The organism is Enterobacter cloacae complex sp. EB5 (assembly GCF_031432835.1).
GTDB lineage: Bacteria > Pseudomonadota > Gammaproteobacteria > Enterobacterales > Enterobacteriaceae > Enterobacter > Enterobacter hormaechei_C.
On the sequence record NZ_CP133860.1, the window covers coordinates 4,103,730 to 4,127,848 of the forward strand.

Genomic DNA, 24,119 nt, shown 5'->3' on the forward strand with positions numbered 1-24,119 from the left:
TTGTCTGGAGTTACTGTAGGCGTCAGGTCGGATGGCGTAAATGACAAAAAAGGATCAGATTACGCCATTCTGCGGCAGTGGAAGCGCTGGCGATATTCGCCCGGCGTGAGATGAAGCTGCTTTTCAAAAACGCGGCGCAGGTTGATGCTGGTACCAAACCCGCTTTTTTCGGCAATGACCTCAAGCGGATCCTGGGTCTGCTCCAGAAGCTGCCGGGCGGCGGCCAGGCGCGCTTCGGTGACATAACGGGCCGGAGGCACGCCCACGTCACGCGTAAACACGCGGGTAAAATTGCGCGGGCTCATGGCGACCCGTTCGGCCAGCCTTTCGACGCACAAATCTGCGGTGAGGTTTTGCAGGATCCAGCTTTGCAGTTCGCTGACTGGTCCGGTCGCGCCGGACTGCTCCAGATTATAGCGGCTGAACTGTAGCTGGCCGCCAGGCCGGCGCAGGTACATCACCATATCCTGCGCCACATTGCGGGCGAGGGTGAAGCCGTAATCATCCTCCACCAGCGCCAGCGTCAGGTCAAACCCGGAGCTGACGCCGCCGGACGTCCAGACGGGTCCATCCTGAACATAGAGCGGGCCGCCCTCAACGTTGACCGCAGGATAGCGGGTTTTCAGGGTTTCCAGCAGCCGCCAGTGGGTCGTTGCCCGGCGCCCGTCGAGCAGCCCGGCCTGTGCCAGCAGCAGGGCCCCGCCGCAGACAGAGGCGACGCGGCGCGCATGGGGCGCGGCCAGGTGCAGCCAGTCCACCACGGCGGTACTCTCCTGCTCATTCATGCCGCGACCGGTAATGATGATCGTGTCCAGCGGCTCGCGCGGATCCAGCTCCGGCAGGCGATAGTCCGCCAGCAGGTTCAAGCCGGACTGGCCGTGGATCACCAGGTGAGGCTGGGTGGTGGCGATAATGATGCGATAGCGGGGCTGCTCAAGGCCGTCCGGGTGCAACCGGTTGGCCTGCATCAGAATGTCGGCGATACCGGCGGCCTCAAACAACATGCCACCGTCAGGTACGATAATCAGGATCTTCTTCATGTCCTGAAAAGTACCTTTATCACAAAATAAGTCAAGCGGCAGACGAACACCGTCGCAGAGATAAATGAGGCGTGCCGGGTGAAAGTGTGGAACGGCAAATGTTGGGAAGAAGTAAAAGAAATATGTAGTAACGGTAAAACTTCTTGCGTGTGGTTCACTGTCAACGCCGCTGAAACCCCCAGTTTATGGGCTGCAAGGGAGCGCGCTGAACAATAAAAGAACAAAAAGATGTAGTCAGGCTTAATTATTAAGGCGCAAAAAATAAACCCTGAGGATAATTTCGGGTAGGTTATTTCGGATCGCGAAATTAAATCCCTGCCATTTTCTTCGCCGCCATTTGTTAATGCGGGACGCTCATGCACAATAAAAGTTATCTTTTGAATGCAACAATGAAAATATCCCAGATATATCCCCCAGCGCACAGAAAAAATGAAATTCTACTAATTATGGTAGTGGCGATAATAAGGGGTTACGTTAATGATAGTGGTTCTCTTTTGCCTGTTTAGCCATTAATTTTCATACAGTTACGGACTTAATTCGTCTAAGAAAAAGACGATTTTAGCTAAGTGCGCATTTTTTATGAGATTAATCCTATAATGCATTGGGCGTATCATTAAACGTCATTAAGCAGGCGGGAAATATTGAATTGATGACAAGCTCATGTAAACTTGTCTACCGTTTGTCAAAATATGTCAGGAGCATGCTGGGCCCATTTCTGTCGGGCTCGTGCGGTAGCTATGCCTTAAAATAGTTACCTGCTGAAAATATCCCGACTATTTTAACAATAGCACCTAAGTCAAATTTTATCCCCTCTCTTCATCCTCTAAATATCGCTACGGAAAAGCATATGAAACTGCGCGTATTGTTATCACTTCTGTTTGTTATGGCGGTGGCGGGCTGTAAGGCGCCGCAGAAACCAGCGATCACCGATGATACGATTGTGACCAGCCAGGTGAATGGCATCACGCTGACCCACCGTCACGCTGTTACCCCTCCGGCGGAGTTCACTCAGGTGAATGAACCGTACCGTGCCATGTACCCGGCATCCCTGATGAGCCGTCCTGACTACGGCGGAAAAGTGATCCGTACGCTTGAGACCGGTAAAACTTACGTCGTGCTGGGGCAGGTTGAACATTTCTGGATGGCGCTGGCCGATGAAGGGAGTGAACAGCTGATTGGTTATGTGCCGATGCGTGCCGTAATCAAGGCTGACCAGTACGAAGCGACCGTACGTAAACAGGCACTGCGCCCGAAAGCGCGCAAGAAAACCACCTGTGTTGATGTCGATGGCAACAGCAAAGCCTGCAAAGACAGCGCGAACGGTACCTGGATCCTGAACTAAACGGGTTTCACGAGCATATTTTTATGAATAATAAAAATTTTCATCGGATGTGGTTCCCTTTTTTTGCGTTGATTTTCGCGCTGATCGGTGGTTGTACGTCGTCTTCACACAGCGACCCCTCCCGCTACAATCTTCAGTTTCAGGCTCATCCTCAAATCAATGATTCTGCGCCGCTTAAGGTCAGAGTGTTGCTGCTGAAATCCGATGCGGATTTCATGTCCAGTGACTTCTACTCCTTACAGAACAACGCGTCAGCCACGCTTGGCGCGAATCTGCTGAACAGCGATGTGTTCTTCCTGATGCCGGGCCAGCTTTCGAAAACCCTGAGCGGACAAAGCTCACCGGAAGCGCGCTATATCGGCGTGATGGCGGAATACCAGGCGCTGGACGGCAAAAAATGGCGCGTCTCACTTCCTTTGCCTGTTCCCGGCGAAAACGCGATTTACCAGTTCTGGAAATGGTCCGCAGATGAACTCCAGGCCAGCGTCTTTCTTGACGTAAATGGTATCCGGGTCATCAGCCAGTAACGCCCTTCATAACAGGAAAGAGATCATCATGACGAAAGCAGAAAAGGTCGTCTGGACCGAGGGCATGTTCCTGCGTCCCCACCATTTCCAGCGGACAGAAAGTTACCTCCTCAACCACGTTCGTGAGTGGGGGGCCTTGCAGCGATCGTATCTCTGGGGCTTTCTCGACCTTGAGCTGGATGAAGCGATGCTACGCCAGGGCTGTATTGCCCTCAGCTACTGTAGCGGTTTGCTGCCTGACAGCACCTTTTTCCAGGTTCGCAGCGACCGCAATGGTCCGGCCCCGCTAAAAATCCCCGATAATCTCACCAACGAAAAGGTGGTGCTTGCGCTGCCGGTTCGTCGCGGTGGCCGTGAAGAGGTGATTTTCAGCGAGGAGCCGTCTTCTCTGGCGCGTTTTATTACCTTTGAACAAGAGGTGGAAGACGACAACGCCATGTCGGTCGGGGAGGCGACGGTCCAGTTTGGCCGCCTGCGTCTGACCCTGATGCTGGAGAAAGATCTGACGGCAGAATGGACCGCCATCGGCGTGGCGTACGTTACCGAAAAGCGCAACGACAACCACGTGCGGCTGGATAACAGCTACATCCCGCCAATGCTGAACGCCAATAACAGCCCGCAGCTGTACGGCATGATCAACGACCTGCACGGCTTGCTGGTGCAGCGTAGCCAGCAGATCGGCGGGCGCCTGCGCCAGCCGGGGCGTTTCAATACGTCTGAGATGGTTGAGTTCACGCTTCTCTCGCTGATCAACCGCCACCTTGGCGACGTCTCACATTTAAAAACGCTGCCGCTGCTTCACCCGGAAGCGCTCTGGCGCAGCTGGCTGCCGTTTGCCACGGAGCTCGCCACCTGGACGCCGCAGCGTACCGCAGAGAGCATACTGCCGGTATACGACCATGACGATCTCGCCGTTTGCTTCAGCAAACTGATGCTGATGCTGCGTCAGGGGCTGTCGCTGGTCATGGAAGATCATGCCATCCAGCTGCCGCTGCACGAACGCTCCCACGGGCTGAACATCGCCACCGTGCCGGAGACCAGCATGGTCCGCGAATTTGGCTTCGTGCTGGCGGTAAAAGCCAATGTCCCCGGCGAACACCTGCAAACCCATTTCCCTGCCCAGATGAAGGTTGCGCCAGTGTCGAAAATTCGCGATCTGGTTCAGCTCCAGCTGCCGGGCATCATGCTTCGGGCAATGCCCGTCGCGCCGCCGCAGATCCCGTGGCATGCAGGCTACAGCTATTTCGAACTCGAGAGGGGCAGCGAACTGTGGCACGAGATGGACAAGTCCGGGGCATTCGCGCTGCATCTCGCAGGGGAATTCCCGGGTCTCGATATGGAGTTCTGGGCCATCCGTAGCCCGACAGAATAATAAAGCGAGCGCTTAATATGCAGGAACGACAGGATACCGGCAGTGATGCCGTGTTTACCGGAGCCAGTGGGAACAATCAGCTGGTGGCGGCCGCCAATCCGCTGCTCAATGCGATTCCGCAAATCCGTCATTCGGTTTCCCACGACGATCAGGTCGGGCTGCGCCAGCGCCTGATTGACGAAATTCGCCGTTTCGAGGTGCGATGCCAGCAGGCGGGCTTACCGTATGAAGTGATTGTCGGCGCGCGCTACTGCCTCTGCACGGCGCTGGACGAAGCCGCCGCGCTGACCCCGTGGGGAAGCAGCGGCGTCTGGTCAAGCAATGGTCTGCTGGTGACGTTTCATAACGAAACCTGGGGCGGTGAGAAGTTTTTCCAGCTGCTGGCGCGTCTGTCGCAGAATCCGCGCGAACACATTCTGCTGCTGGAGATGATCAACTACTGTCTGCTGCTCGGCTTTGAAGGTCGCTACCGCGTGCTGGACAATGGCCGGACCCAGCTTGAAACCATCAAACAGCGCCTGTGGCAGATGATCCGTGGCGTGCGCGGCAGCTACCCGCCGCCGCTCTCGCCGCACCCGGAAGATCGCCCCGTACTGCGCAAGCTCTGGCGGCCGATGATCCCACTCTGGGCGTGCGTGGCGCTGGTCGGCTTTATCGCCTGCCTGTTCTATATCGTGCTGAACTGGCGTCTGGGTGATAACACCAGCCCGGTGCTGGCGAAAATTTACCAGTCCCAACTGCCGGAAACCACCTTCCAGCAGCCTGCGCGTCAGCTGCCGGCGGTGCTGAACCTGCGCGGCTTCCTGAAGCCGGAAATTGATGCCGGTCTGGTGGCCGTTAAGGATGAGGCGGATCGCAGCGTGGTGATCCTGAAAGGGGACGGACTCTTTGCCTCGGCCTCAACGGTGGTGCGCGATCGCTATGAGCCGGTCATCGACCGCATCGCCCAGGCGATGAATAACGTCAGCGGCAAAATTCTGGTGGTGGGGTACAGCGACAACGTGCCGATCCGCAGCGCACGCTTCGCCTCTAACTATGAACTCTCGCTTGAGCGCGCCCGTTCGGTGCAAAAACAGCTCCAGGGCAGCCTCTCGCAGCCTGAGCGCGTCAAAGCCGAAGGGCGGGGCGAGATCAACCCGGTAGCGCCAAACACCACGCCTGAAAATCGCGCCCGTAACCGCCGCGTGGAAATTACGCTGCTGGTATCGCCTGACAATACCCAGGCCGAGCTGAACGGATTGCCGCAAGGAAACTAAGGATGCTGACTACTCTACTTTCTATACTGACCAATCGCATTCTGTGGAGCTTCCTGGGCGTAACGGCGCTCGCGGCGGTCATCTGGATGATTGGCCCGCTGTTGTCCATCGTGGATACCCGGCCCCTTGAATCAGAGCAGAACCGCGTCATCAGCATTGCGGTGGTCTACCTGATTTGGGCCCAGAGCCACATTCTGCCGCGGCTGTATAACGCCTGGCTGAACCGTAAGCTGATGGACAAGCTCAACGAAAATACCACCAGCCCGGAGACGGCCGATCCGCAGAAACGTCTGAACAGCGAGGAGCAGATCCTTGCCGGGCGTTTCGATGAAGCCGCCCAGATGCTGAAAAAAGCCCACTTCAGCAAAGCGGGACATGGCGCGCAGTGGACGCAGCGCTTCAGCACGCAGTACCTCTATCAGCTGCCGTGGTACGTCATTATTGGCGCGCCGGGTTCCGGTAAAACCACCGCGCTGGCCAACTCCGGGCTGCAATTCCCGCTGGCGGATCGCTTCGGTAAAACCGCGCTGCGCGGCATTGGCGGCACACGCAACTGCGACTGGTGGTTCACCAACGAGGCGGTTCTGCTGGATACCGCGGGGCGCTACACCACTCAGGAGAGCGAGCAGGTTCAGGACGCCGGGGAGTGGCTGGAATTTATCAACCTGCTGCGTAAATACCGCCGTCGCCAGCCCATTAACGGCGTGATTATCACCATCAGCATTTCCGACCTGCTTACGCAGTCCGCTGAGGCCTCGCGCCAGCAGGCGGTCAACCTGCGCCAGCGTCTCTCCGAGCTGCATGAACAGCTGGGTATTCGCTTCCCGGTGTATGTGATGGTGACCAAAGCGGACCTACTTAAAGGCTTCCGCGCCTGGTTTGCGGATTACGACAAAGCCCAGCGCGACCAGATCTGGGGCTTTACGCTGCCGTGGGAGCAGACCAAACACGCAGATTACGACCTGATGGGCAACTTCCAGCAGGAATTTTCCCTGCTGCAACAGCGTCTGGATGCTGGCCTTCCGGAAACCATGCTCAAAGAGCATGACGCCAAAACCCGTGCGGAAGCCTATCTCTTCCCGCAGGAGTTCGCCGCGCTGCGTCCGCTGCTGGCAGACTACCTGAGCACGGTCTTTGCCCGCTCAAACTTCGAAACCGAATTTTCGCCGCGCGGCATCTACTTTGCCAGCGGCACTCAGGAAGGGATGCCGTTTGACCGCGTGATGGGCGAGCTGAACCGCGCGCTCTCCTTGCCCGAAGGGGAAGAAAGCACGCGCTGGGATTCGGTGAGCAAAGAGGCGCCGATCCCAGGCGCGAAAGGCCAAAGCTTCTTCATTAAAAACCTGCTGCAAAACGTGATTTTCCAGGAAGCGGGCATCGCCGGGGAAAACCGCTGGTGGGAGCTGCGCAACCGCGCGGTGATGTGGTCCGGCTACGCGGCGCTGCTCGCCCTGCTGGTGATCCTGGGTGGCCTGTGGCTGACCAGCTACGCCAAAAATAAAGCCTATCTGGAAGAAGTGGACGCAAAAGTGCCGATGCTGGAGCAGCAGAGCAAGGCGCTGCAAAACCAGCCCCAGCGCGATCTGTTTGCGCTTCTGCCGCTGCTTAACAGCCTGGTGGATCTGCCGAAAAGCGATGCCTTCGACGTTAACGACCCGCCGGTTTCCCGCCGCATGGGGCTTTATCGCGGGGATGACGTCAGCGATGCCTCGCAGTCTCTGTATCAGAAGGCGCTGGATCAGATGCTGCTGCCCGCCGTGGCAATGCACATTACCACCTGGCTGCGCAACGACAACGGCAGCGACGTGGAGTACAGCTATGAGGCGCTGAAAGCCTATCAAATGCTCTACCAGCCGAAGCACTATGACGGCAAATTCCTGCACTCGTGGGTGATGCTCAACCTGCAACGCAACCTGCCGCAGAACGTGACGCAGGCGCAGCTTCAGGAGCTGGAATGGCACCTGACCCAGCTGCTGGAGCCAAAAATTCAGGCTTCACCGTATGCGCAGGATGAGGATCTGGTCGCACGTGAAAGGGCGCTCATCAACCAGCAGCCGCTCTCAACACGCGTATATGGCCGCCTGAAACGTCTGCTGGAGCATGATGAAAACCTGAAGCCGGTTTCGCTTTCAGATCTCGGCGGCCCGCAGAGCGAGCTGGTGTTTTCCCGTAAAAGCGGCAAGCCGGTGAGTGAGGGCGTACCGGGCCTCTATACGCCGGACGGCTACTGGAAGAGCTTCAACGACCAGATCGACAGCGTGACCACCGCCCTGCACGAGGACGACGCCTGGGTACTGGGAGCGACCACCGCCCAGGAAGATAAACAGCAGATCGACAACGCCGTGCGCCAGCTCTACATGCGCGACTTTATCGTCAACTGGGATCGCTTTCTCGCTGACATTCAGCTCAACAACAGCGCCGATCTTTCCCAGCGCATCAACACCGCGCGCCTGCTTTCAGGCACCAACTCGCCGCTGCGCCGTCTGGTGCTTAACCTGAGCAAGGTGCTGACCCTGTCGCGCACTGCGCCAGCGCCGGAAGATGCGCAGAAAGCGGAAGACCAAAGCAACCGCGCCACCCGCACGCTGGAAGCGCTGTTCAGCAACGGTGACAAAGCCCCGACGCAGGGCGCGGTTGTGACGCAGGCGCCTGAGCAACTGGTGACTGACCACTATGCGCCGATGATTGAGCTGGCGCAGCCGCTGGAGAAGGGTGGCAAGACCATCGTCTTTGACGATTTTCTTAAGCAGGTTGACGAGCTTTATCGTTACCTGACCGCCGTTCAGGATGCGGCAAACAGCGGTATGCCTGCGCCGGGCGGGGATGCAATCAGCCGCCTGCAAGCCAGCGCGGGCCGTCTGCCGGGCGGGCTGCAAACCATGTTCAGCAATATGGCCGTCGGCGCCAGCAGCGACACCCAGCGTCGCGATCTGGAGAACGTGCGTAAGCGCATCAACGTGGAAGTGGGTGGGTTCTGCCGTCAGGCGATTGCCGGGCGTTATCCGCTGGTGCGCAGCGCCAGCACCGAGGTGACGCCGGACGATCTCGCCCGCATGTTCGCGCCGGGCACCGGACTGATGGACACCTTTTTCCGCGACAACCTGACCAACAAGGTGGACACCACCCAGGCGAACTGGCGCTTTATGCCGGGCATCGACGGTAAAACGCTGCCGGGCAGCGAAGGGCTGTTGCGTCCGTTCCAGCAGGCGCAGTCTGTCCGCGATGCCTTCTTTGCCAACGGCGCGACCACGCCATCCTTTAAGGTCACGGTGCGCACCGTGCGGATGGACAACACCATTCTGAACCTGACGCTGGACGTGGACGGTCAGCTGCTGCGCTACAGCCACGGTCCGCAGGCGGTGCAGATCATGAACTGGCCGGGGCCGGGCGGGACGAACCAGGTGCGTATGCAGCTCGGTCTGGCCAATGGCAGCACCGCAACGCTGGTGACCAACGGTTCCTGGGCGCTCAACCGCTTTTTCGACAAGGCGCGCACCAGCCCTGGCGCGGGTAGCCTGAGCCGTCAGGCGACCTTCAACGTCGACGGACATCAGGTCACGCTGGAGTTTGCCCCGAACAGCATCCGTAACCCGTTCCAGCTTCCCCGTTTCTCATGCCCATAACCGCAAGGACAGCCGTATGACGAATACCCCTGCGATGAACCGTTATAGCTGGTATGGCAAATTACCCAGCGCCGGAGATTTTTTGCAGCGTCGCTTTCCGGATACCCTGCAACGCCAGTGGTCGCACTGGTTCCAGGTCGGCCTGCTGGCCTGGCAACAGGAAGAGCAGCGCAGCGGCGAGCGCCCGTTTTCTAAAGCCCCGGTGTGGAACTTTGTCGTCCCGCCGATGCTCGGTAGCCAGATGATTCAGATGGGCTGCCTGCTGCCGGGCCGTGACAGCGTAGGCCGCCACTATCCGGTATGCCTGCAACTGAGCTTCACCCCCGCCGAGTGGTCATCCCGCCTGCTCGGGCAGGCTGAAAGCTGGTACCTGCAGCTTGGCCGTCTGGGGCTGCACGCGGTGCGTAACAGCTATTCTGCCTCCCAGCTGGATGAAATGCTGATGACCATCCCGGCGCCCCAGCCGGTTGAGCCGCAAAAGCGTTCCGACATTCTCGACGTGATTGGTTATGACGACGATGGTCAGAGCACGCTGGGCTGGCCGCAGGCGGCGGAGTGTTTTGATCCGCTGCGCCAGACCAGCTACTGGTGGACAAACCGCTGCGACGGCTATCCGCTGTACACCCACGTCCACAGCGGTAACTTCACCGGGCAGCTCTTTACGCTGCTGTTCGATCCGGCAGGCGGCGCCCGTCCGGGCCGCCACGGTCTTTACCCGCCTATGTTTGAATAAGCAGGGATCTTATGAATATCGATGAATTTCTCGCGCCGATAAGCCCCGATAACCCCTGCGGTGAAAACCTGGAGTACGACGCTGATTTCCAGGCCATGGGGCAGGCCAGTCAGGGCAAAGCCGAGCAGCAGTTTGGCGACACCATCATTCCGGCAGAGCCTGCCGACTGGAACACGGTGGAAAAACTCGCCACCAGCCTGCTGGGTCGCACCAAAGATCTTCGCGTCATGCTGGCGTTAACCCATGCCTGGACGCGTCGTCGCGGGCTGGCAGGTTACGCCGACGGGCTACTGCTGGTGCAGGAAGCCCTGTCCCGTTACTGGGAGCAACTTTACCCGCTGCTGGAAGAGTATGGCGAAACCGATCCGTTCTACCGCATTAACGCCCTCGCCGGGCTGAGCGATAAATCTGACCTGACGGTCGCGGTGCGTAACGCCTCACTGCTCCGCTCAAACGGCGATGAGATTTCGCTCCGTGACGCCCAGGCGCTGCTTGACGGCAGTAAAACCGAGCATCCGGATTATCCGGGCGGTCGTCCACGACTGATCGATGAGCTGGCCCGGGGCGATCAGCCCGGCACCGAAGCGGTAATCGTGATCAACGAACGCCTGCTGGCCATCCGCGAACTGCTTACCGGCTATCTCGGGGAAAGTGGCGTCCCGGAGATGGAACAGCTGCTGAAAACCGTCGGGCTGGTTTCCAGCGCCTGTCAGGTGACCGATATCAGCAAGCTGCTGCCGAACCGTGACGCGCAGGCTGACCAGCAAGCCGAGCCGCAGCCGGTGGCCGCGTCGCCCGTTCAGCAGGTGACGGACTGGCGCAGCGTGCAGGTGACCAGCCGCGCCGACGCCCAGCTGATGCTGGAAAAAGCGAAACAGTATTTTGCGCAGTACGAACCCAGCCATCCCGCACCGCTGATGATTGAACGGGTGCAGCGGCTGTCTGAACTCAACTTTATGGACATTATTCGCGACCTGGCGCCAGACGGCGTTAACCAACTGGAAAACATCTTTGGACGCCGCGAATGACGCGTCCTGGCATTATGACGACAGGCATGGAGTCTGCCGTTTCACCTTCACCGCGCATCTTTGATGGAGAACATCATGGCAATGAGTAACAGTGGACAGAAATTCATCGCACGCAACCGTGCTCCCCGCGTGCAGATCGAGTACGACGTAGAGATCTACGGCGCAGAACGCAAAATTCAGCTGCCGTTTGTGATGGGCGTTATGGCCGATCTGGTTGGCAAGCCGGTGGAAAACCTGCCAGCCGTCGACGAGCGTAAGTTCCTGGAAATCGACATCGACAACTTCGACGAACGCATGAAGGCGCTGAAGCCGCGCGTGGCGTTCCAGGTGGATAACACCCTGACCGGCGAAGGTAAGCTCAACGTCGATCTGACCTTCGACAGCATGGACGACTTCCTGCCGGACGCGGTGGCCCGCAAAGTAGAGCCGCTGAACAAGCTGCTGGAAGCCCGTACCCAGCTCTCCAACCTGCTGACCTACATGGACGGTAAAAACGGTGCGGAAGAGCTGATCGCGAAAATTCTCCAGGATCCGACGCTGCTCAAATCCCTGAGCCAGTTGCCAAAAAATGACGAAAGTGCGAAAGGTAGCGAGGAATAATCAATGAGCAACCAGACTCAACAACACGATCAGCAGGCGGGCCAGGCGTTCAGCCAGGACGAGTTCAGCGCGCTGCTGAATAAAGAGTTCCGCCCGAAAACCGATCAGGCGCGCTCTGCCGTAGAAAGCGCGGTTAAAACCCTGGCGCAGCAGGCGCTGGAAAACACCGTGACCTTCTCAAACGATACCTACCGCACCATTCAGAACCTGATTGCCGGTATTGACGAGCAGCTTTCGCAGCAGGTGAACCAGATCATTCACCACGAGGAGTTCCAGAAGCTGGAGAGCGCCTGGCGCGGCCTGAGCTACCTGGTGAACAATACCGAAACCGACGAGATGCTGAAGATCCGCTTTATGAGCATCTCCAAGCAGGAACTGGGCCGCACCCTGAAGCGCTACAAGGGCGTGGGCTGGGACCAGAGCCCGATCTTCAAAAAAATCTACGAGCAGGAGTACGGCCAGTTCGGTGGCGAGCCGTTTGGCTGCATCGTGGGCGACTACTACTTCGACCACAGCCCGCAGGACGTTGAGCTGCTGGGCGAGATGGCGCGCATCGGCTCTGCGGCCCACTGTCCGTTCATCACCGGCACCGCGCCGGGCGTGATGCAGATGGAGTCCTGGCAGGAGCTGGCTAACCCGCGCGACCTGACCAAGATCTTCCAGAACACCGAATACGCTGCCTGGCGTTCACTGCGTGAATCAGAAGATGCCCGCTATCTGGGCCTGGTGATGCCGCGCTTCCTGTCGCGCCTGCCGTACGGCATTCGCACCAACCCGGTAGACAGCTTCGATTTTGAAGAGCAGACCGACGGCGCGAACCACAACAGCTACTCCTGGGCGAACGCGGCCTATGCGATGGCAGCCAACATCAACCGCTCCTTCAAAGAGTACGGCTGGTGCACCTCGATTCGCGGCGTGGAATCCGGCGGGGCGGTGGAAAACCTGCCGTGCCACACCTTCCCGAGCGATGACGGCGGCGTGGACATGAAGTGCCCGACCGAGATCGCCATCAGCGACCGTCGTGAAGCCGAGCTGGCGAAAAACGGCTTTATGCCGCTGGTGCACCGCAAAAACTCCGACTTCGCCGCCTTCATCGGCGCGCAATCCCTGCAAAAACCGGCCGAGTACCACGACCCGGACGCCACCGCTAACGCGCGCCTGGCCTCCCGTCTGCCGTACCTGTTCGCCTGCTGCCGTTTTGCTCACTACCTGAAGTGCATCGTGCGCGACAAAATCGGCTCCTTCCGCGAGCGCGAAGAGATGGAACGCTGGCTGAACGACTGGGTGATGAACTACGTGGACGGCGACCCGGCGAACTCCTCCCAGGAGACCAAGTCCCGCAAACCGCTGGCGGCGGCGGAAGTGCAGGTGCAGGAAATCGAAGACAACCCGGGCTACTACGCCGCGAAGTTCTTCCTCCGTCCACACTACCAGCTGGAAGGTCTGACCGTTTCCCTGCGTCTGGTATCTAAACTGCCATCGCTGAAGACGAAGGACGCGTAATAATAATTGCCGCCGGGGGGCCTTGCCCGGCGTTAGCTTTATAGTATGGAAATTTGAGAGGAAATATGACCGCGAGACCTTCGTTTGTTGCTGCCTGGGCGGCGGCAACACGTATTTACGATGCAAATGATTCTATCGGCAAAGTTAAGCAAGTTATCGGCGGCAAAGTTAAGCACAACTTCGAAATACCGCCAGACGAGGGCGGGTGGTCAAATAGTTGTGCCGTACGCATGAGTTATGTTCTTAACTATACCGGGCATCCCGTTCCGCGTATTGCAAATCTCACGGTATCCGGTGCTGATAATAAATGGTACTTCTACCGCGTAAAGGATGTCATTGCCTGGTTGACGCGTCAGTGGGGTAAACCTGACATGATCGTGAGTTATCCTTCCTTACCCGTTCAGCAATTAGCCAACAAAAAGGGCGTCATTCTGTTTGAGGTACAGGGCTGGAGTGACGCCGCAGGTCATGCAACATTCTGGAATGGTTTAACCTGTTCGGATCACTGTTATTTCAATGCGCCGGAGACGAATTACTCGACGACCAAAGCTAATTTTTGGGAGTTGCCATGAAAAAAATGATTGCTAGTCTACTGTTGCTCACCAGTTCCGCCTCTGTGTATGCAATTGACGATCCGGTGTCGTTTGTCAAAAAAATGCCTTATAAGCAAGTTGTTAAAGACGTTGTTTTTTCTCGCTGCCTGGCACAAGTTGCAGATGATAAAAGCCAGTTTTCTCTGGATGCAGCCCGTAGCAGTAGCGCCTTACTGGAATGGGTGCCTTTCGATATTGAGAATGGCAATGACAAAATTAATGCTCTTATTAATAAATATAAAGGCGCAACCAACGCCTTTCATTCTGAGAGAAAACCCGATGTAAAAGGCGTAACCTTAAACTGCCTGCGTCTTTATCATAGTGACGAACTTAATCAACTTGTTCCTCAATTAATCATCGGAAATCCTGACCGCACCTGGATTCAGGATAATTCACAATAGTAAAAGACTTCACATTCTTTCCTTTCATTCAGGGGGAATGTAAGACTGTCAAATGACACGGGTCGTTTGATATGAGGCAGAGGTAAAATATGGACGGTTTTATTCAGCCCCATGCTTTCCTGTTTGCCATATAAGGGCTTTTTCGAAAGCAATATTGTTCATCCACGAAGAGTAGATATTATGGCTATTGATATGTTTCTGAAGGTCGAGGGTGTTACGGGCGAATCTAAAGATTCTAACCACACCGGCTGGACTGATATTACCTCCTTCTCCTGGGGCGCGTCCCAGCCAGGTAATATGAGCGTTGGCGGTGGCGGCGGTGCCGGTAAAGTTAACTTTAACGACCTGCACGTTAACGCTCTGATCGACAAATCCACTACAGCAATCCTGAAACACTGCGCAAGCGGTAAACACCTGACCAAAGTTGAACTGTCCGTCTGCAAAGCGGGTGGTCAGCAGGTTGAATACACCCGCATCACCCTGGAAGACGTTCTCGTGACTTCCGTTCAGTACACGGGTGCAGACAACGGCGATACCGTTGGCGTGACCTATGCATTCCAGGCTGCGAAAGTGAAACAGCAGTACTGGGAGCAGACCACTGCCGGTGGTAAAGGTGCTGAAAGCAGCGCTGGCTGGAACATCAAAGAAAACAAAGAAGCGTAATTGCGCGCGTGACCGGGGGAGTTTTCCCCGGTCATTATTTACAGAGACTTAATTTCGGTTACAAAGGGATGTCAATATGAGCGTAAAATCAACGGTTGCTCCTGGTTATTGTGTTGTTCAGCAGGCTGGTACGTTAGATTTCCAGGCAAGGCTGCTGTTCAATAAACCAGACAGTGAAGCGGCACGTTATTTTATGCAAGTGAACAGGGACACACGGTGGTTAAAACCCGGGCAAATATTGATCCTTAATGCTCCAGGTGCTGAAAATGCGGTTCAGCTAAAACAATTACAAAATGCAAAGCAAAAGGTTAATGGAGCATTGGCAGAACTGAATACAGATGAAGCTAATTTCTTTAACAAGCATTTTAGTACCATCGCAGCATTAACTAATTTTATGGATAAATCTCTCGGGGTGGTTGCTGATGCAGGTGAAAGGTACTTTAGCGAAATAGAAAAGAAATTAAAAGCTATCGAACTGGCTTATCAAAATCAATACAGAACGCAAGGCACATTAATCGGGCAGCAGTTTTTTGTTGAGAGACAAAAACTTTTTTCTGAGCTGGACGTTTTATTAAATAAGCTGTCCAGACTAACGCTGAAACTGAAACCTTATGAAGAAATCAAGCACGCTTTAGGTTTATCAAGCAGGTCAATTGTCCATGAATGGAGTACTGCGGGTGTTGCCTCGATACGAGGGTATTCAACATATGTAGACAATGCTTCAAAAGCTGCCCGTTTTCTGAAAATGGGAGGATGGCTGGCTATCGGCTTCGCTGGTGCAAACACAACCAATGAAGTTTACGATGCCTGTACAGTAGGTAGAGAGCAGAATTGTTCCAAAGTCGCCGTTAAGAAGTACAGTCAATTCGGGGCCAGTCTTGCGGGCGGGATTTATGGCGGAAAATATGGCGCCATGGCTGGGGCTGGCGTATGTGTTGCATTGGGCGTGGCAACAGGTGGTGTAGGGTTGCTCGCGTGTTCTGTGGTAGGCGCCGCTGCGGGTGGATACATTGGTGGCGAAGTTGCCGGTGGAGCAACTGAGTATGTCATGGATAAACTATGGTGAATGTAGAAAATATTCTTTTATTTCTGATTGTAGTTTTATTTTTACTTGTCGTAATCATGGATCTCATCAGTTCCCGTTATTTTAAAAAACACGAGGCCGAATATAATCAGCTTCTTTCAGAATATCGGCAAAAAGGCTACGATCTCGATCTGGTGACAAATTACGCATCTTTTTTTGGTTCGCTGGCGAACTATCAAAAAATAATCTGGTTTGTTCGTCTTCGCAAAGGCGTGAAGATGAAATTTACCAAAGACAGAAATGTTCAGGATGATGCCTATAAATTCGTTCAGGCTTTACCGGAAGAGAGAATCGGCTGGATATTAAAACTGCATCGACGCTATAAAGCTCAGGCCATACTTTTTACGCTATGGCTGCTTATCGGCATTATTTTCCTGAATGTAGTCAAATAGCTTTAATCAGCCCTTAACCCCCAAACGCTGCCGTTCTCACCCCCGAGAGCGGCAGCGTTTGAGCGCTAATCATACCAGCAGGAATACGCCATGCGATTCACGATTATTTCTACGAAACCCGGTCATCAGCCGCCGCAAAGCAGCTGTGATTTTTATGCCCCGGGCGGCACCATTGGGCGCGGTACGGATAACAATCTGGTGCTGCCGGACAATGACCGCACCATCTCGCGTTTGCAGGCCATCGTTCACGTCGACGCCAGTGGCGAATGCCGCGTCACGAACCGCGGCAGCGTTACCCGCGTGGTACTGAATGATATCCCGCTGGAGCGTGGGCGTCAGGTTGAGCTTCAGGATGGGGATATTCTCGGTATTGATGATTATCGCATTGAAGTCTGCGAACTCATTCATGACACCCAGCCCGTAAGCCGCATGGCGGCAAGCATGCAGCAGGCGCGTCCAGCGGCGACACCTGCACCAGCGCCGCAACCGAAACCGGCCAGCGCCGCGCCTCGCGGAAAAGCTGAACCTACGGCCGTGCCGTCGGAAATCTGGGACAGCCTGATGCAGGAGTTTTCCATCTCCGACAGCATCTCCAGCAACCGGGCAAAACCACAGCCCGCGGCCTCCCACGACCCGTTATCCCAGCCTGCGGCCCCGGAGCGGAATGCCGAAGATCCGCTGGCAATGTTTAACGACGCCGAACCGTCGCTTGAACGTAAAAACGTTGACCCGGACACGCTGTTTAGCGATGAAGCGTTGTTTAAAAAAGAGAGCATCTTTGACGATGTTACCCCTTCGACGCTGGTACAGCCGGACGAAAGCAAACCTGCCCAGTCAAAGGAAGATGCGTCGGACGAACTCGATCCGTTAGCCCTGTTTGGCGGATCGGCGAGCGCACCTGCCGCGCGTCACGATGACCCCCTCGGCCTGATGGGCGGCGCGCCGTTAACCCATCCGGATGAAATCGTGGCCGATAAGCCGGAGCCAAAGCCTGAAGCGCAAGCCGCACAGGAAGAGGATGCGCTGGCCAGCTCACCGCTGTTCGATCCGGAACCGACTGAACCACAGGATGCGCCGCGCGCGGAAGAGGAGCCCGCGCGTCCTGATTACGCTGGCTTCACCATGCCAACGCCGCAGGCCGTGGCGCGCAGCAACGCGCAGGCGCCTAAAGGCCGCCTGCGTATCGACCCGGTTAAAAACGCTGCTTCGCCTGCTGCCTCCGCGCAGACCGGCGAGCGGGGCGAGGTGCTTCAGGGCGAACTGCTGGAGGCGCTGCTGGAGGGCATGGGCCTGAGCGAAATGCAGCCGGTGCCGCAATTCGACCGGGAAAATATGCGTCAGCTGGGTCAGATCCTGGGCATGTTCTCGCAGGGGACCGTGGCGCTGCTCTCCTCGCGCTCCATCCTCAAGCGTGGAGTGAAAGCCGATATGACCATGGTGCTCGACGATGCGAACAACCCGTTCAAACTGTTGCCGACCGGGAAAACGGTGCTGATCCAGATGTTCGGCACGCCGATGCCGGGCTTTATGCCGCCGACCAAATCGGTGCGTGATGCGCTGATCGATCTCCAGGCGCACCAGCTGGGGATGATCTCCGGTATCCGCGCCATTATCGCCGCCATGCTGCAATCCTTTAACCCGGAACAGCTGGAAGAGCAGGCGAAGCAGAACGGGATGACGTCACGCCTGGCGCTGCCGGGCAGCCGTAAAGCCGCGCTGTGGGATTATTTCGTGCGCAGTTATGGCGAGACGGCGGGCGAGATCGAGGACGACTTCCATACCCTGTTTGGCGAAGCCTTCCTCCATGCCTATGACATGGAGGTCAATCAGTACAAAGACTCACAAAGCGGATCGGAAGAAAAATGAATATCGCAACGGCTTCTCTCTCCCGCCAGGGGACGCGCGCCAGCAACCAGGATCAGACGGGAGAAACCATCGGGGAACGTTCAGCCTGCTTTGTCGTCTGTGACGGCATCGCGGGCCTGCCGGGCGGCGAGGTGGCCGCTGAGCTGGCCCGCAACAGCATTATTTCCCGCTTTGACGGCGACAAGCACCTGAATGCGCAGCATATTCGTGACTACGTCCAAACGGCGAACCGCACCATCCTCAGCGAACAACAGGCCGTGCAGGACTATCGCCGGATGGGCACCACGCTGGTCAGCCTGTTTATCGACAGGGATTACCGTCTGGCTTACTGGGCGCACGCCGGAGACAGCCGCCTGTACCTGTTTCGCCGCGGCTGGCTGTGGCATGTGACCACCGATCACAGCCTCGTCCAGCAGATGAAAGATGCCGGGCATCAGACCGACGATCTCAACAGCAACCTGCTGTATCTGGCGCTGGGTATTGAGAATGGCGGACCGGAAGCGAGCTACAGCGATGTCGTGCAGGTTGAGGACGGTGATGCCTTTTTACTCTGCACCGACGGTTTCTGGCACGGCGTCAGCGAAGAGCAGATGAAGCAGTCGCTGCATATGGTCAATACGCCACAGGAGTGGCTGACCTTAATGAACCAAATCATTCAAAAGAATGCCGAACAGGAGGGCAATGCTCAGGATAACTATACCGCCGTGGCGGTGTGGATGGGCAACCCTCAGGACACCACTTTGCTGCATACGCTCTCTGACGCAGCACAATTTCTTCCCTGCGGAACTGATTAGACACACAAGGATTGATATGAAACTTTGGCTATCGGGTTTGGCTCTTCTGACGGTGGCGACCACCGCACAGGCTGAAAACTTCCGCATCGTGCAGTCTCCTGCGCAGAAGCTGGATATCTGGATCGACAACATTAAAGACAATACGCCGCAAAGCTGGTGTAAAGCGGACGTTGCGCTGCGTATCGTGGCGAACGGCAAGAAAGAGGTTTCGGTGCTGGAAAACTTCGTGCCGCGCCTTGGCTCGCTGCTGGAGCACCAGTGCAGCAAGCTGAATACCCTGAACTGGACGCTTAACGATCCGGAAGGCACGACGCTTGCCCGGGGCACAGCGGCTAAAGCGCAGGACTGGGCGCTGGTGGTGAAACAGCAGGAAACGGCGGCGGCAACGACCACCACCTCAGGCGCGCTGCTGCCGCCTGACCAGAATCCGGAGACGCACACCGTGGCGGCAGATCGTACGCCATGGCAGGAGTTCACCCTTCAGGACGGTTGCCACCTGCGCACCTTCTGGGAGGGCGGTTCCTCCGCGCCAGCGCTGTTTATTCCGGATTCCGACACTACCCGCTGCGGCAACGGCAGCTGGCTCAGCGGCCATACCGTGGTGACGCAGAACCGTAACGGGGCGCAGAAAGCGATTCCGGTCATCTACATTCACGGCTTCCCGGTGATGGGGCTGAACAACGCGGTCGATCCTGAAAAGGCGCTGATCACCTCCGTCAACAAAGAGCGCATGGTTTTCAGCACCCCGAACAGCGACCAGAGCTGGATGATCCTGCCGTACGACAGCGCCCTGAACGGCTGGAAGAGCAACGGCACGGTGGCGGTGGAAATCACCCGTGAGATCGCCAGCGACGACGCCAGACTCCAGGCGCGTATCGCAGAGGTGAAGAAGATCTGGAGCGCATGGGTTGCACCGGGCGCGGAGCTGAACGTTGTTCTGATTGACACGCTGCGCCCGCAGCTGCGCGATCCGGCAGTGGGCGCCTGGCGCGCGGCGAATTAAGGAGGGGCTATGAATACGCTTTATCAACGTCTGGCGGGGGAGTCGATTAGCGACGCGCTGCTTCGCCTGGAAGCCGATATCAAAGCCCGTCCGGCGGATGCCGATCTGCGCGCCGCGTTTGTGCAGTTTCTGATCCTCAGCGGCAACTGGGCGCGCGCCCTGACCCAGCTGAAAAGCTGGCTGGCGCTGAAGCCGCAGGCAAAACCGACCGTAACGCTGCTGGAGCAAGCCATTCAGGGTGAACAGCAGCGGGCGCGCGTGTTCGCGGGAGAGGCGCGACCAGCAATGCCCGAGGCGCAGTGGCCGTGGCTGACGACGTTAGCCACGGCGCTGACCGAAAGCGCCGGGAATGCGCAAACGCTGCGTCTGGCGGCACTCGAACAGGCCCCGGCAAGCCGCGGGCAGGTCACGCTGGAGAATGAAGAGAGCCACACCTTTGAATGGCTGATGGACGGCGATGCCCGTCTGGGGCCGGTGTGTGAAACCCTGGTCAATGGCCGCTATTTCTGGGTGCCGTTCTGCGCCATCGACGCGATCCGTTTTCAGGCTCCGGCCAGCGTGACCGATCTGGTGTGGCGTCATGCGCTGGTCCGCCTCACGGACGGCACCGAGCAGGTGTGTCAGATCCCGGCGCGTTATCCGTTTGCTGACGGGGCGCCAGACAGCGTTAAGCTGGGGCGCACCACCGAGTGGCTCCCGCTGGACGATGACGGCGCCCTGTATGAAGGCATGGGGCAGAAAGCCTGGCTGAGCGAGCAAAGCGAAAGCCCGCTGCTTACCCTGAGCCTGGTGACATTTACCTCGGATGGTGCGGATGAGTAATCCCGCTGGCGAAGGCGATCTGCTGCGCAGCGGCTGGCAGGCCCGCAGCAGGCAGGAGAAAGTGGGGGCGCGCGACAAAATGCAGCCTTCACTGCTGGATCGCCTTACGGATAACGATCCGGAAAAAAAACGCGAGTCCGCCAACAGCAATCTGATCACCCACGCCGCGCTGCGTCGTAACGTCCTGCGGGATTTACAGTGGTTGTTTAATACCATCAACCACGATGCCTCCAGCGATCTGAGCGGGCTGACGCAGGTGAGCCGTTCCGTCGTTAACTTTGGCGTCGCGCCGCTGGCGGGGAAAAGAATGTCCGATATCGAATGGCACGACATTCAGCGCAAGCTCACCGAAGCGATTATTAACTTTGAACCGCGGATCCTGCCGCAGGGGCTTCAGGTTCGCTGCGTGTCCGATACCTCCTCGTTAGATCTGCACAACGTTCTGTCTATCGAAATCAAAGGCCGCCTGTGGTGCGTGCCGTATCCGCTGGAGTTTCTCTTTCGCACCGACGTCGATCTTGAGAACGGCCATTTTGAACTGAAGGATGCGGGGTAATTATGGAAAGCAAACTGCTCGAATATTACAACCGTGAACTGGCCTATCTGCGCGAGATGGGCGCAGAGTTCGCCGAACGCTACCCGAAAGTGGCGGGGCGGCTCGGCATGCGCGGCATCGAAGTGGCGGACCCGTACATTGAGCGCCTGATGGAAGGTTTCGCCTTCCTGACCTCCCGCGTGCAGATGAAAATGGACGCCGAATTCCCGCGCTTTTCACAGCGTATGCTGGAGATGATTGCGCCAAATTATCTGGCGCCTACACCGTCGATGGCGATCGCTGAAATTCAGCCCGACAGCAGCCGGGGCGACCTGAGCAAAGGCTTTATTGTGCCGCGCGGCACCATGATGGACAGCCTGGCGCTGAAAAAAACCGGGGTTACGTGCAGCTATACCACGGCGCACGAGGTCAACCTGCTGCCGTTAAAAATTGAGCGGATCGAGCTGGGCGGCGTTCCCGCCGATCTGCCGCTGGCCCAGCTCGGCCTGAGCCAGCGGGGGATCAGCAGCGCCTTACGGATCCGCATTGCCTGCGATGGTCCGCAGCATCTCGGGCACCTGGATTTTGACCGCCTGGAGTTCTTCTTAAGCGGCCCGGACATCGAGGCGCTGAAGCTGCTGGAGCTGGTGATGGAGCACCACGCGGGTATTGTCTGCCAGACGGTTAGCAAGCAGCCCCAGCGCCAGCTGCTGTCGTCTGACGTCCTGCGTCAGGAAGGCTTTGATGCGGACCAGGCGCTGCTCCCGGACGATCTGCGCAACTTCGACGGCTATCGCCTGTTGCAGGAGTACTTTGCGTTCCCGGCGCGTTTTCGCTTCATCAGTTTGAGCGGGCTGAGCAAGCTGATCCAGCGCTGCGAAGACGAAAAAGCGTTTGATATCTTCATTCTGCTCGACAAGAGCGACGATCAGCTGGAGCGCGTGGTGGATGCCAGCCACCTGGCGCTGCACTGCACGCCGGTGATCAACCTGTTCCCGAAAGTGGCGGCCCGGCAGAAGCTGAGCGAAAGCCAGCATGAATACCATCTGGTGGTGGATAACATCCGCCCGCTGGATTATGAAATTTATGCCGTGAAAAAAATCTATGCCAGCGCGGATGGTCAGCGGGACGACCAGACGTTTCGTCCGTTCTGGAGTACCTGGAGTGGCGACGCGGGCAACTACGGCGCCTATTTTTCCCTGCGCCGTGAGCAGCGCGTTCTCTCCGAACACGCGCTGCGCTATGGCACCCGCACGGGCTATATCGGCTCGGAGGTCTTCGTCTCGCTGGTGGATGCGCAGCACGCGCCGTGGCAGGAGAATTTGCGCTACATTTCCGCCGAGGTGCTGTGCACCAGCCGTGACCTGCCGCTGATGCTCCAGCAGGAGCTTGGGCAGTTTATTACGGCCGACTCCATGCCGGTGAAGGCGTTAACCCTGCGTAAAGGCCCGACGCCGCCGCGTCCGGCGCTGGCCGAAGGGTTCAGCACCTGGCGGCTCATTAGCCAGCTGCAAATGAACTACCTCAGCCTGATGGACAGCGAAAACGAAGAGGGCGCAGCCGCGCTGCGTCAGCTGTTAGGGCTGTACGCCAACCTCGCCGAGACGCCGGTTGCCCGTCAGGTGGATGGCGTTCGTCACTGCGTGCTGGAGCCGGTGCACCGCCGCGTGCCTGAACCCGGCCCGGTGGTGTTCGCCCGCGGGATCGGCATCACCCTGACGGTGGACGAACGCGCCTTTTCCGGCGCCAGCCCATGGCTTTTCGGCAGCGTGCTGGAACGCCTTTTTGCCCGCCTGGTCTCCATCAACAGCTTTACGGAGTTCACGCTCAAGAGCCAGCAGCGGGGTGAAATCGGCTACTGGGCGCCGCGCATGGGTAAAAGGGCGCTGGTATGAGTGAAGTTGCCCCTGCAACGCTGCGCGTGCATCGCCTGACGCCGCTGCCCGATGCGTTCTGGCGCGGAGTGCGCGAGACGCCGTGGCGCTACGATCTGTTCCAGCTGTTAAGACGCATTGATGCCCAGGGCGGTGAACGTTACCCGCTGGGGCGCGCGCCGCTGCCTAAATTTGAGCCGCTGCGTATTGGTCAGCAGCCTTCAATGGGCTTTGCGCCGTCAACGGTTGCTGAGGTCCGGCAGCGGGAAGAGAACGGACTGCATGAGGTTTCCATTCTGAGCTTCGGCCTGTTTGGTCCTAACGGCCCGCTGCCGGTGCACATGACTGAGTATGCCCGCGAGCGTATTCATCATCATCAGGATCACAGCCTTAGCGCGTTTGCCGACCTCTTTCACCACCGCCTGACGCTGCTGTTCTACCGCGCCTGGGCGGACGCGCAGCCTGCCGTTTCACTGGATCGCGACGACAACAGGCGCTTCGAAGGGTATCTGGCATCGCTGATTGGCATGGGACAGCCTGCCCAGATGTCGAAAGGCAGCCTGAGCGCGCATGCCCGCTTTACTCACGCCGGGCACCTGATCCGCCACGGGCGGGACCCGGAAGGGCTGGAGAAGATCCTGCGCAACTATTTCAACGTGCCGGTCAGGCTGGTGGCCAACGTCCCGCAGTGGATGCCGCTCTCAACGCGGGAGCAGGCACAGCTGGGCGAGGGGCGTCGCCTGCCGCGCATGGGAGAGTCCGCTTTTCTCGGCATTGCGGTACGCGACGTGCAGCATAAATTTCGGCTTGAGATTGGCCCGTTGAGCGCAGACGACTACAACCGTTTTCTGCCGGGCGAAGGGTGGGTGACCGAGCTGCGCGACTGGGTGCGACAGTACGCCGGGGTGGAATTTGAATGGGAAACACGGGTGATCCTGCGCGCCGATGCGGTGCAGGGCGCCACGCTCGGCAGCGCCGGGCGATTAGGGTATAACACCTGGCTCGGCCTTCAGCCTCAGCCTGTTCCGCGTGGCGATCTGGTGTATCGCGCAGAGCGATAATCCTTCC

22 protein-coding genes are annotated in these 24,119 nt (G+C 57.7%); 21 read left to right on the forward strand and 1 reads right to left on the reverse strand.

The features are described from left to right. Positions 1-59: 59 nt before the first annotated feature. Entirely contained in the window at positions 60-1,040 is a 981-nt protein-coding gene (locus RHN82_RS19785; RefSeq protein ID WP_045142100.1) for a GlxA family transcriptional regulator, read from the reverse strand. A gap of 847 nt (positions 1,041-1,887) precedes the next feature. Here RHN82_RS19785 and RHN82_RS19790 point away from each other — a divergent pair. The 21 genes from RHN82_RS19790 (at position 1,888) to tssG (ending at position 24,112) form a co-directional block, all read left to right on the forward strand. Continuing rightward, positions 1,888-2,382, forward strand: coding sequence for a hypothetical protein (locus RHN82_RS19790; RefSeq protein ID WP_006810964.1), 495 nt, complete (start codon positions 1,888-1,890; stop codon positions 2,380-2,382). 23 nt (positions 2,383-2,405) lie between these two features. Continuing rightward, positions 2,406-2,909: a type VI secretion system lipoprotein TssJ gene (gene tssJ, locus RHN82_RS19795; protein WP_015570327.1), complete on the forward strand. Its 504-nt coding sequence runs from the start codon at positions 2,406-2,408 to the stop codon at positions 2,907-2,909. Positions 2,910-2,937: 28 nt separating this feature from the next. Continuing rightward, positions 2,938-4,281 carry a type VI secretion system baseplate subunit TssK gene (tssK, locus tag RHN82_RS19800; protein WP_047051741.1) on the forward strand — a complete coding sequence of 448 codons (1,344 nt, stop codon included), beginning with the start codon at positions 2,938-2,940 and terminating at the stop codon, positions 4,279-4,281. Between the two features lie 17 nt (positions 4,282-4,298). Continuing rightward, positions 4,299-5,537, forward strand: a complete 1,239-nt coding sequence (locus RHN82_RS19805) for a DotU family type VI secretion system protein (protein WP_047051740.1) — start codon at positions 4,299-4,301, stop codon at positions 5,535-5,537. Positions 5,538-5,539: 2 nt separating this feature from the next. Next, a complete protein-coding gene (gene tssM / locus RHN82_RS19810) occupies positions 5,540-9,160 on the forward strand; it encodes a type VI secretion system membrane subunit TssM (RefSeq protein ID WP_047051739.1) in 3,621 nt (1,206 codons plus the stop codon). Between the two features lie 16 nt (positions 9,161-9,176). Then, complete coding sequence (tagF, locus tag RHN82_RS19815; protein WP_047051738.1) at positions 9,177-9,893, forward strand: type VI secretion system-associated protein TagF; 717 nt, start codon at positions 9,177-9,179, stop codon at positions 9,891-9,893. An 11-nt stretch (positions 9,894-9,904) separates the two neighbouring features. Next, the gene (gene tssA / locus RHN82_RS19820; RefSeq protein WP_047051737.1) at positions 9,905-10,921 is read left to right on the forward strand and encodes a type VI secretion system protein TssA; all 1,017 of its coding nucleotides are present in this window, start codon (positions 9,905-9,907) and stop codon (positions 10,919-10,921) included. 75 nt (positions 10,922-10,996) lie between these two features. After that, entirely contained in the window at positions 10,997-11,521 is a 525-nt protein-coding gene (tssB, locus tag RHN82_RS19825) for a type VI secretion system contractile sheath small subunit (RefSeq protein ID WP_008502644.1), read from the forward strand. Between the two features lie 3 nt (positions 11,522-11,524). Continuing rightward, the gene (gene tssC / locus RHN82_RS19830) at positions 11,525-13,024 is read left to right on the forward strand and encodes a type VI secretion system contractile sheath large subunit (RefSeq protein WP_006810956.1); all 1,500 of its coding nucleotides are present in this window, start codon (positions 11,525-11,527) and stop codon (positions 13,022-13,024) included. A 65-nt stretch (positions 13,025-13,089) separates the two neighbouring features. Then, positions 13,090-13,596 (forward strand): type VI secretion system amidase effector protein Tae4, encoded by a 507-nt coding sequence (locus RHN82_RS19835; protein WP_047051736.1) that lies wholly within the window; start codon positions 13,090-13,092, stop codon positions 13,594-13,596. After that, positions 13,593-14,018, forward strand: a complete 426-nt coding sequence (locus RHN82_RS19840) for a T6SS amidase immunity protein Tai4 family protein (RefSeq protein ID WP_047051735.1) — start codon at positions 13,593-13,595, stop codon at positions 14,016-14,018. The genes RHN82_RS19835 and RHN82_RS19840 overlap by 4 nt, the downstream gene beginning before the upstream one ends. Before the next feature lie 180 nt (positions 14,019-14,198). Beyond that, positions 14,199-14,681, forward strand: a complete 483-nt coding sequence (locus RHN82_RS19845; protein ID WP_014884229.1) for a type VI secretion system tube protein Hcp — start codon at positions 14,199-14,201, stop codon at positions 14,679-14,681. A 76-nt stretch (positions 14,682-14,757) separates the two neighbouring features. After that, positions 14,758-15,747: a hypothetical protein gene (locus RHN82_RS19850; RefSeq protein WP_047051734.1), complete on the forward strand. Its 990-nt coding sequence runs from the start codon at positions 14,758-14,760 to the stop codon at positions 15,745-15,747. Beyond that, positions 15,741-16,157, forward strand: a complete 417-nt coding sequence (locus tag RHN82_RS19855; RefSeq protein WP_047051733.1) for a hypothetical protein — start codon at positions 15,741-15,743, stop codon at positions 16,155-16,157. The genes RHN82_RS19850 and RHN82_RS19855 overlap by 7 nt, the downstream gene beginning before the upstream one ends. 90 nt (positions 16,158-16,247) lie before the next feature. Continuing rightward, positions 16,248-18,023, forward strand: coding sequence for a type VI secretion system-associated FHA domain protein TagH (gene tagH / locus RHN82_RS19860; RefSeq protein ID WP_047051732.1), 1,776 nt, complete (start codon positions 16,248-16,250; stop codon positions 18,021-18,023). Then, on the forward strand, positions 18,020-18,817 hold the full coding sequence (locus RHN82_RS19865) for a PP2C family serine/threonine-protein phosphatase (RefSeq protein WP_003859969.1): 798 nt from the start codon (positions 18,020-18,022) through the stop codon (positions 18,815-18,817). Before tagH ends, RHN82_RS19865 begins: the two co-directional genes overlap by 4 nt. 16 nt (positions 18,818-18,833) lie before the next feature. Then, on the forward strand, positions 18,834-19,820 hold the full coding sequence (locus RHN82_RS19870; RefSeq protein WP_310398409.1) for a hypothetical protein: 987 nt from the start codon (positions 18,834-18,836) through the stop codon (positions 19,818-19,820). Positions 19,821-19,829: 9 nt separating this feature from the next. After that, entirely contained in the window at positions 19,830-20,642 is an 813-nt protein-coding gene (locus tag RHN82_RS19875; RefSeq protein ID WP_047051730.1) for a type VI secretion system accessory protein TagJ, read from the forward strand. After that, positions 20,635-21,198: a type VI secretion system baseplate subunit TssE gene (gene tssE, locus RHN82_RS19880; protein ID WP_015570336.1), complete on the forward strand. Its 564-nt coding sequence runs from the start codon at positions 20,635-20,637 to the stop codon at positions 21,196-21,198. Before RHN82_RS19875 ends, tssE begins: the two co-directional genes overlap by 8 nt. Positions 21,199-21,200: 2 nt before the next feature. After that, the gene (gene tssF, locus RHN82_RS19885; RefSeq protein WP_047051729.1) at positions 21,201-23,072 is read left to right on the forward strand and encodes a type VI secretion system baseplate subunit TssF; all 1,872 of its coding nucleotides are present in this window, start codon (positions 21,201-21,203) and stop codon (positions 23,070-23,072) included. Then, positions 23,069-24,112, forward strand: a complete 1,044-nt coding sequence (tssG, locus tag RHN82_RS19890; RefSeq protein ID WP_047051728.1) for a type VI secretion system baseplate subunit TssG — start codon at positions 23,069-23,071, stop codon at positions 24,110-24,112. Before tssF ends, tssG begins: the two co-directional genes overlap by 4 nt. Positions 24,113-24,119 lie beyond the last annotated feature (7 nt).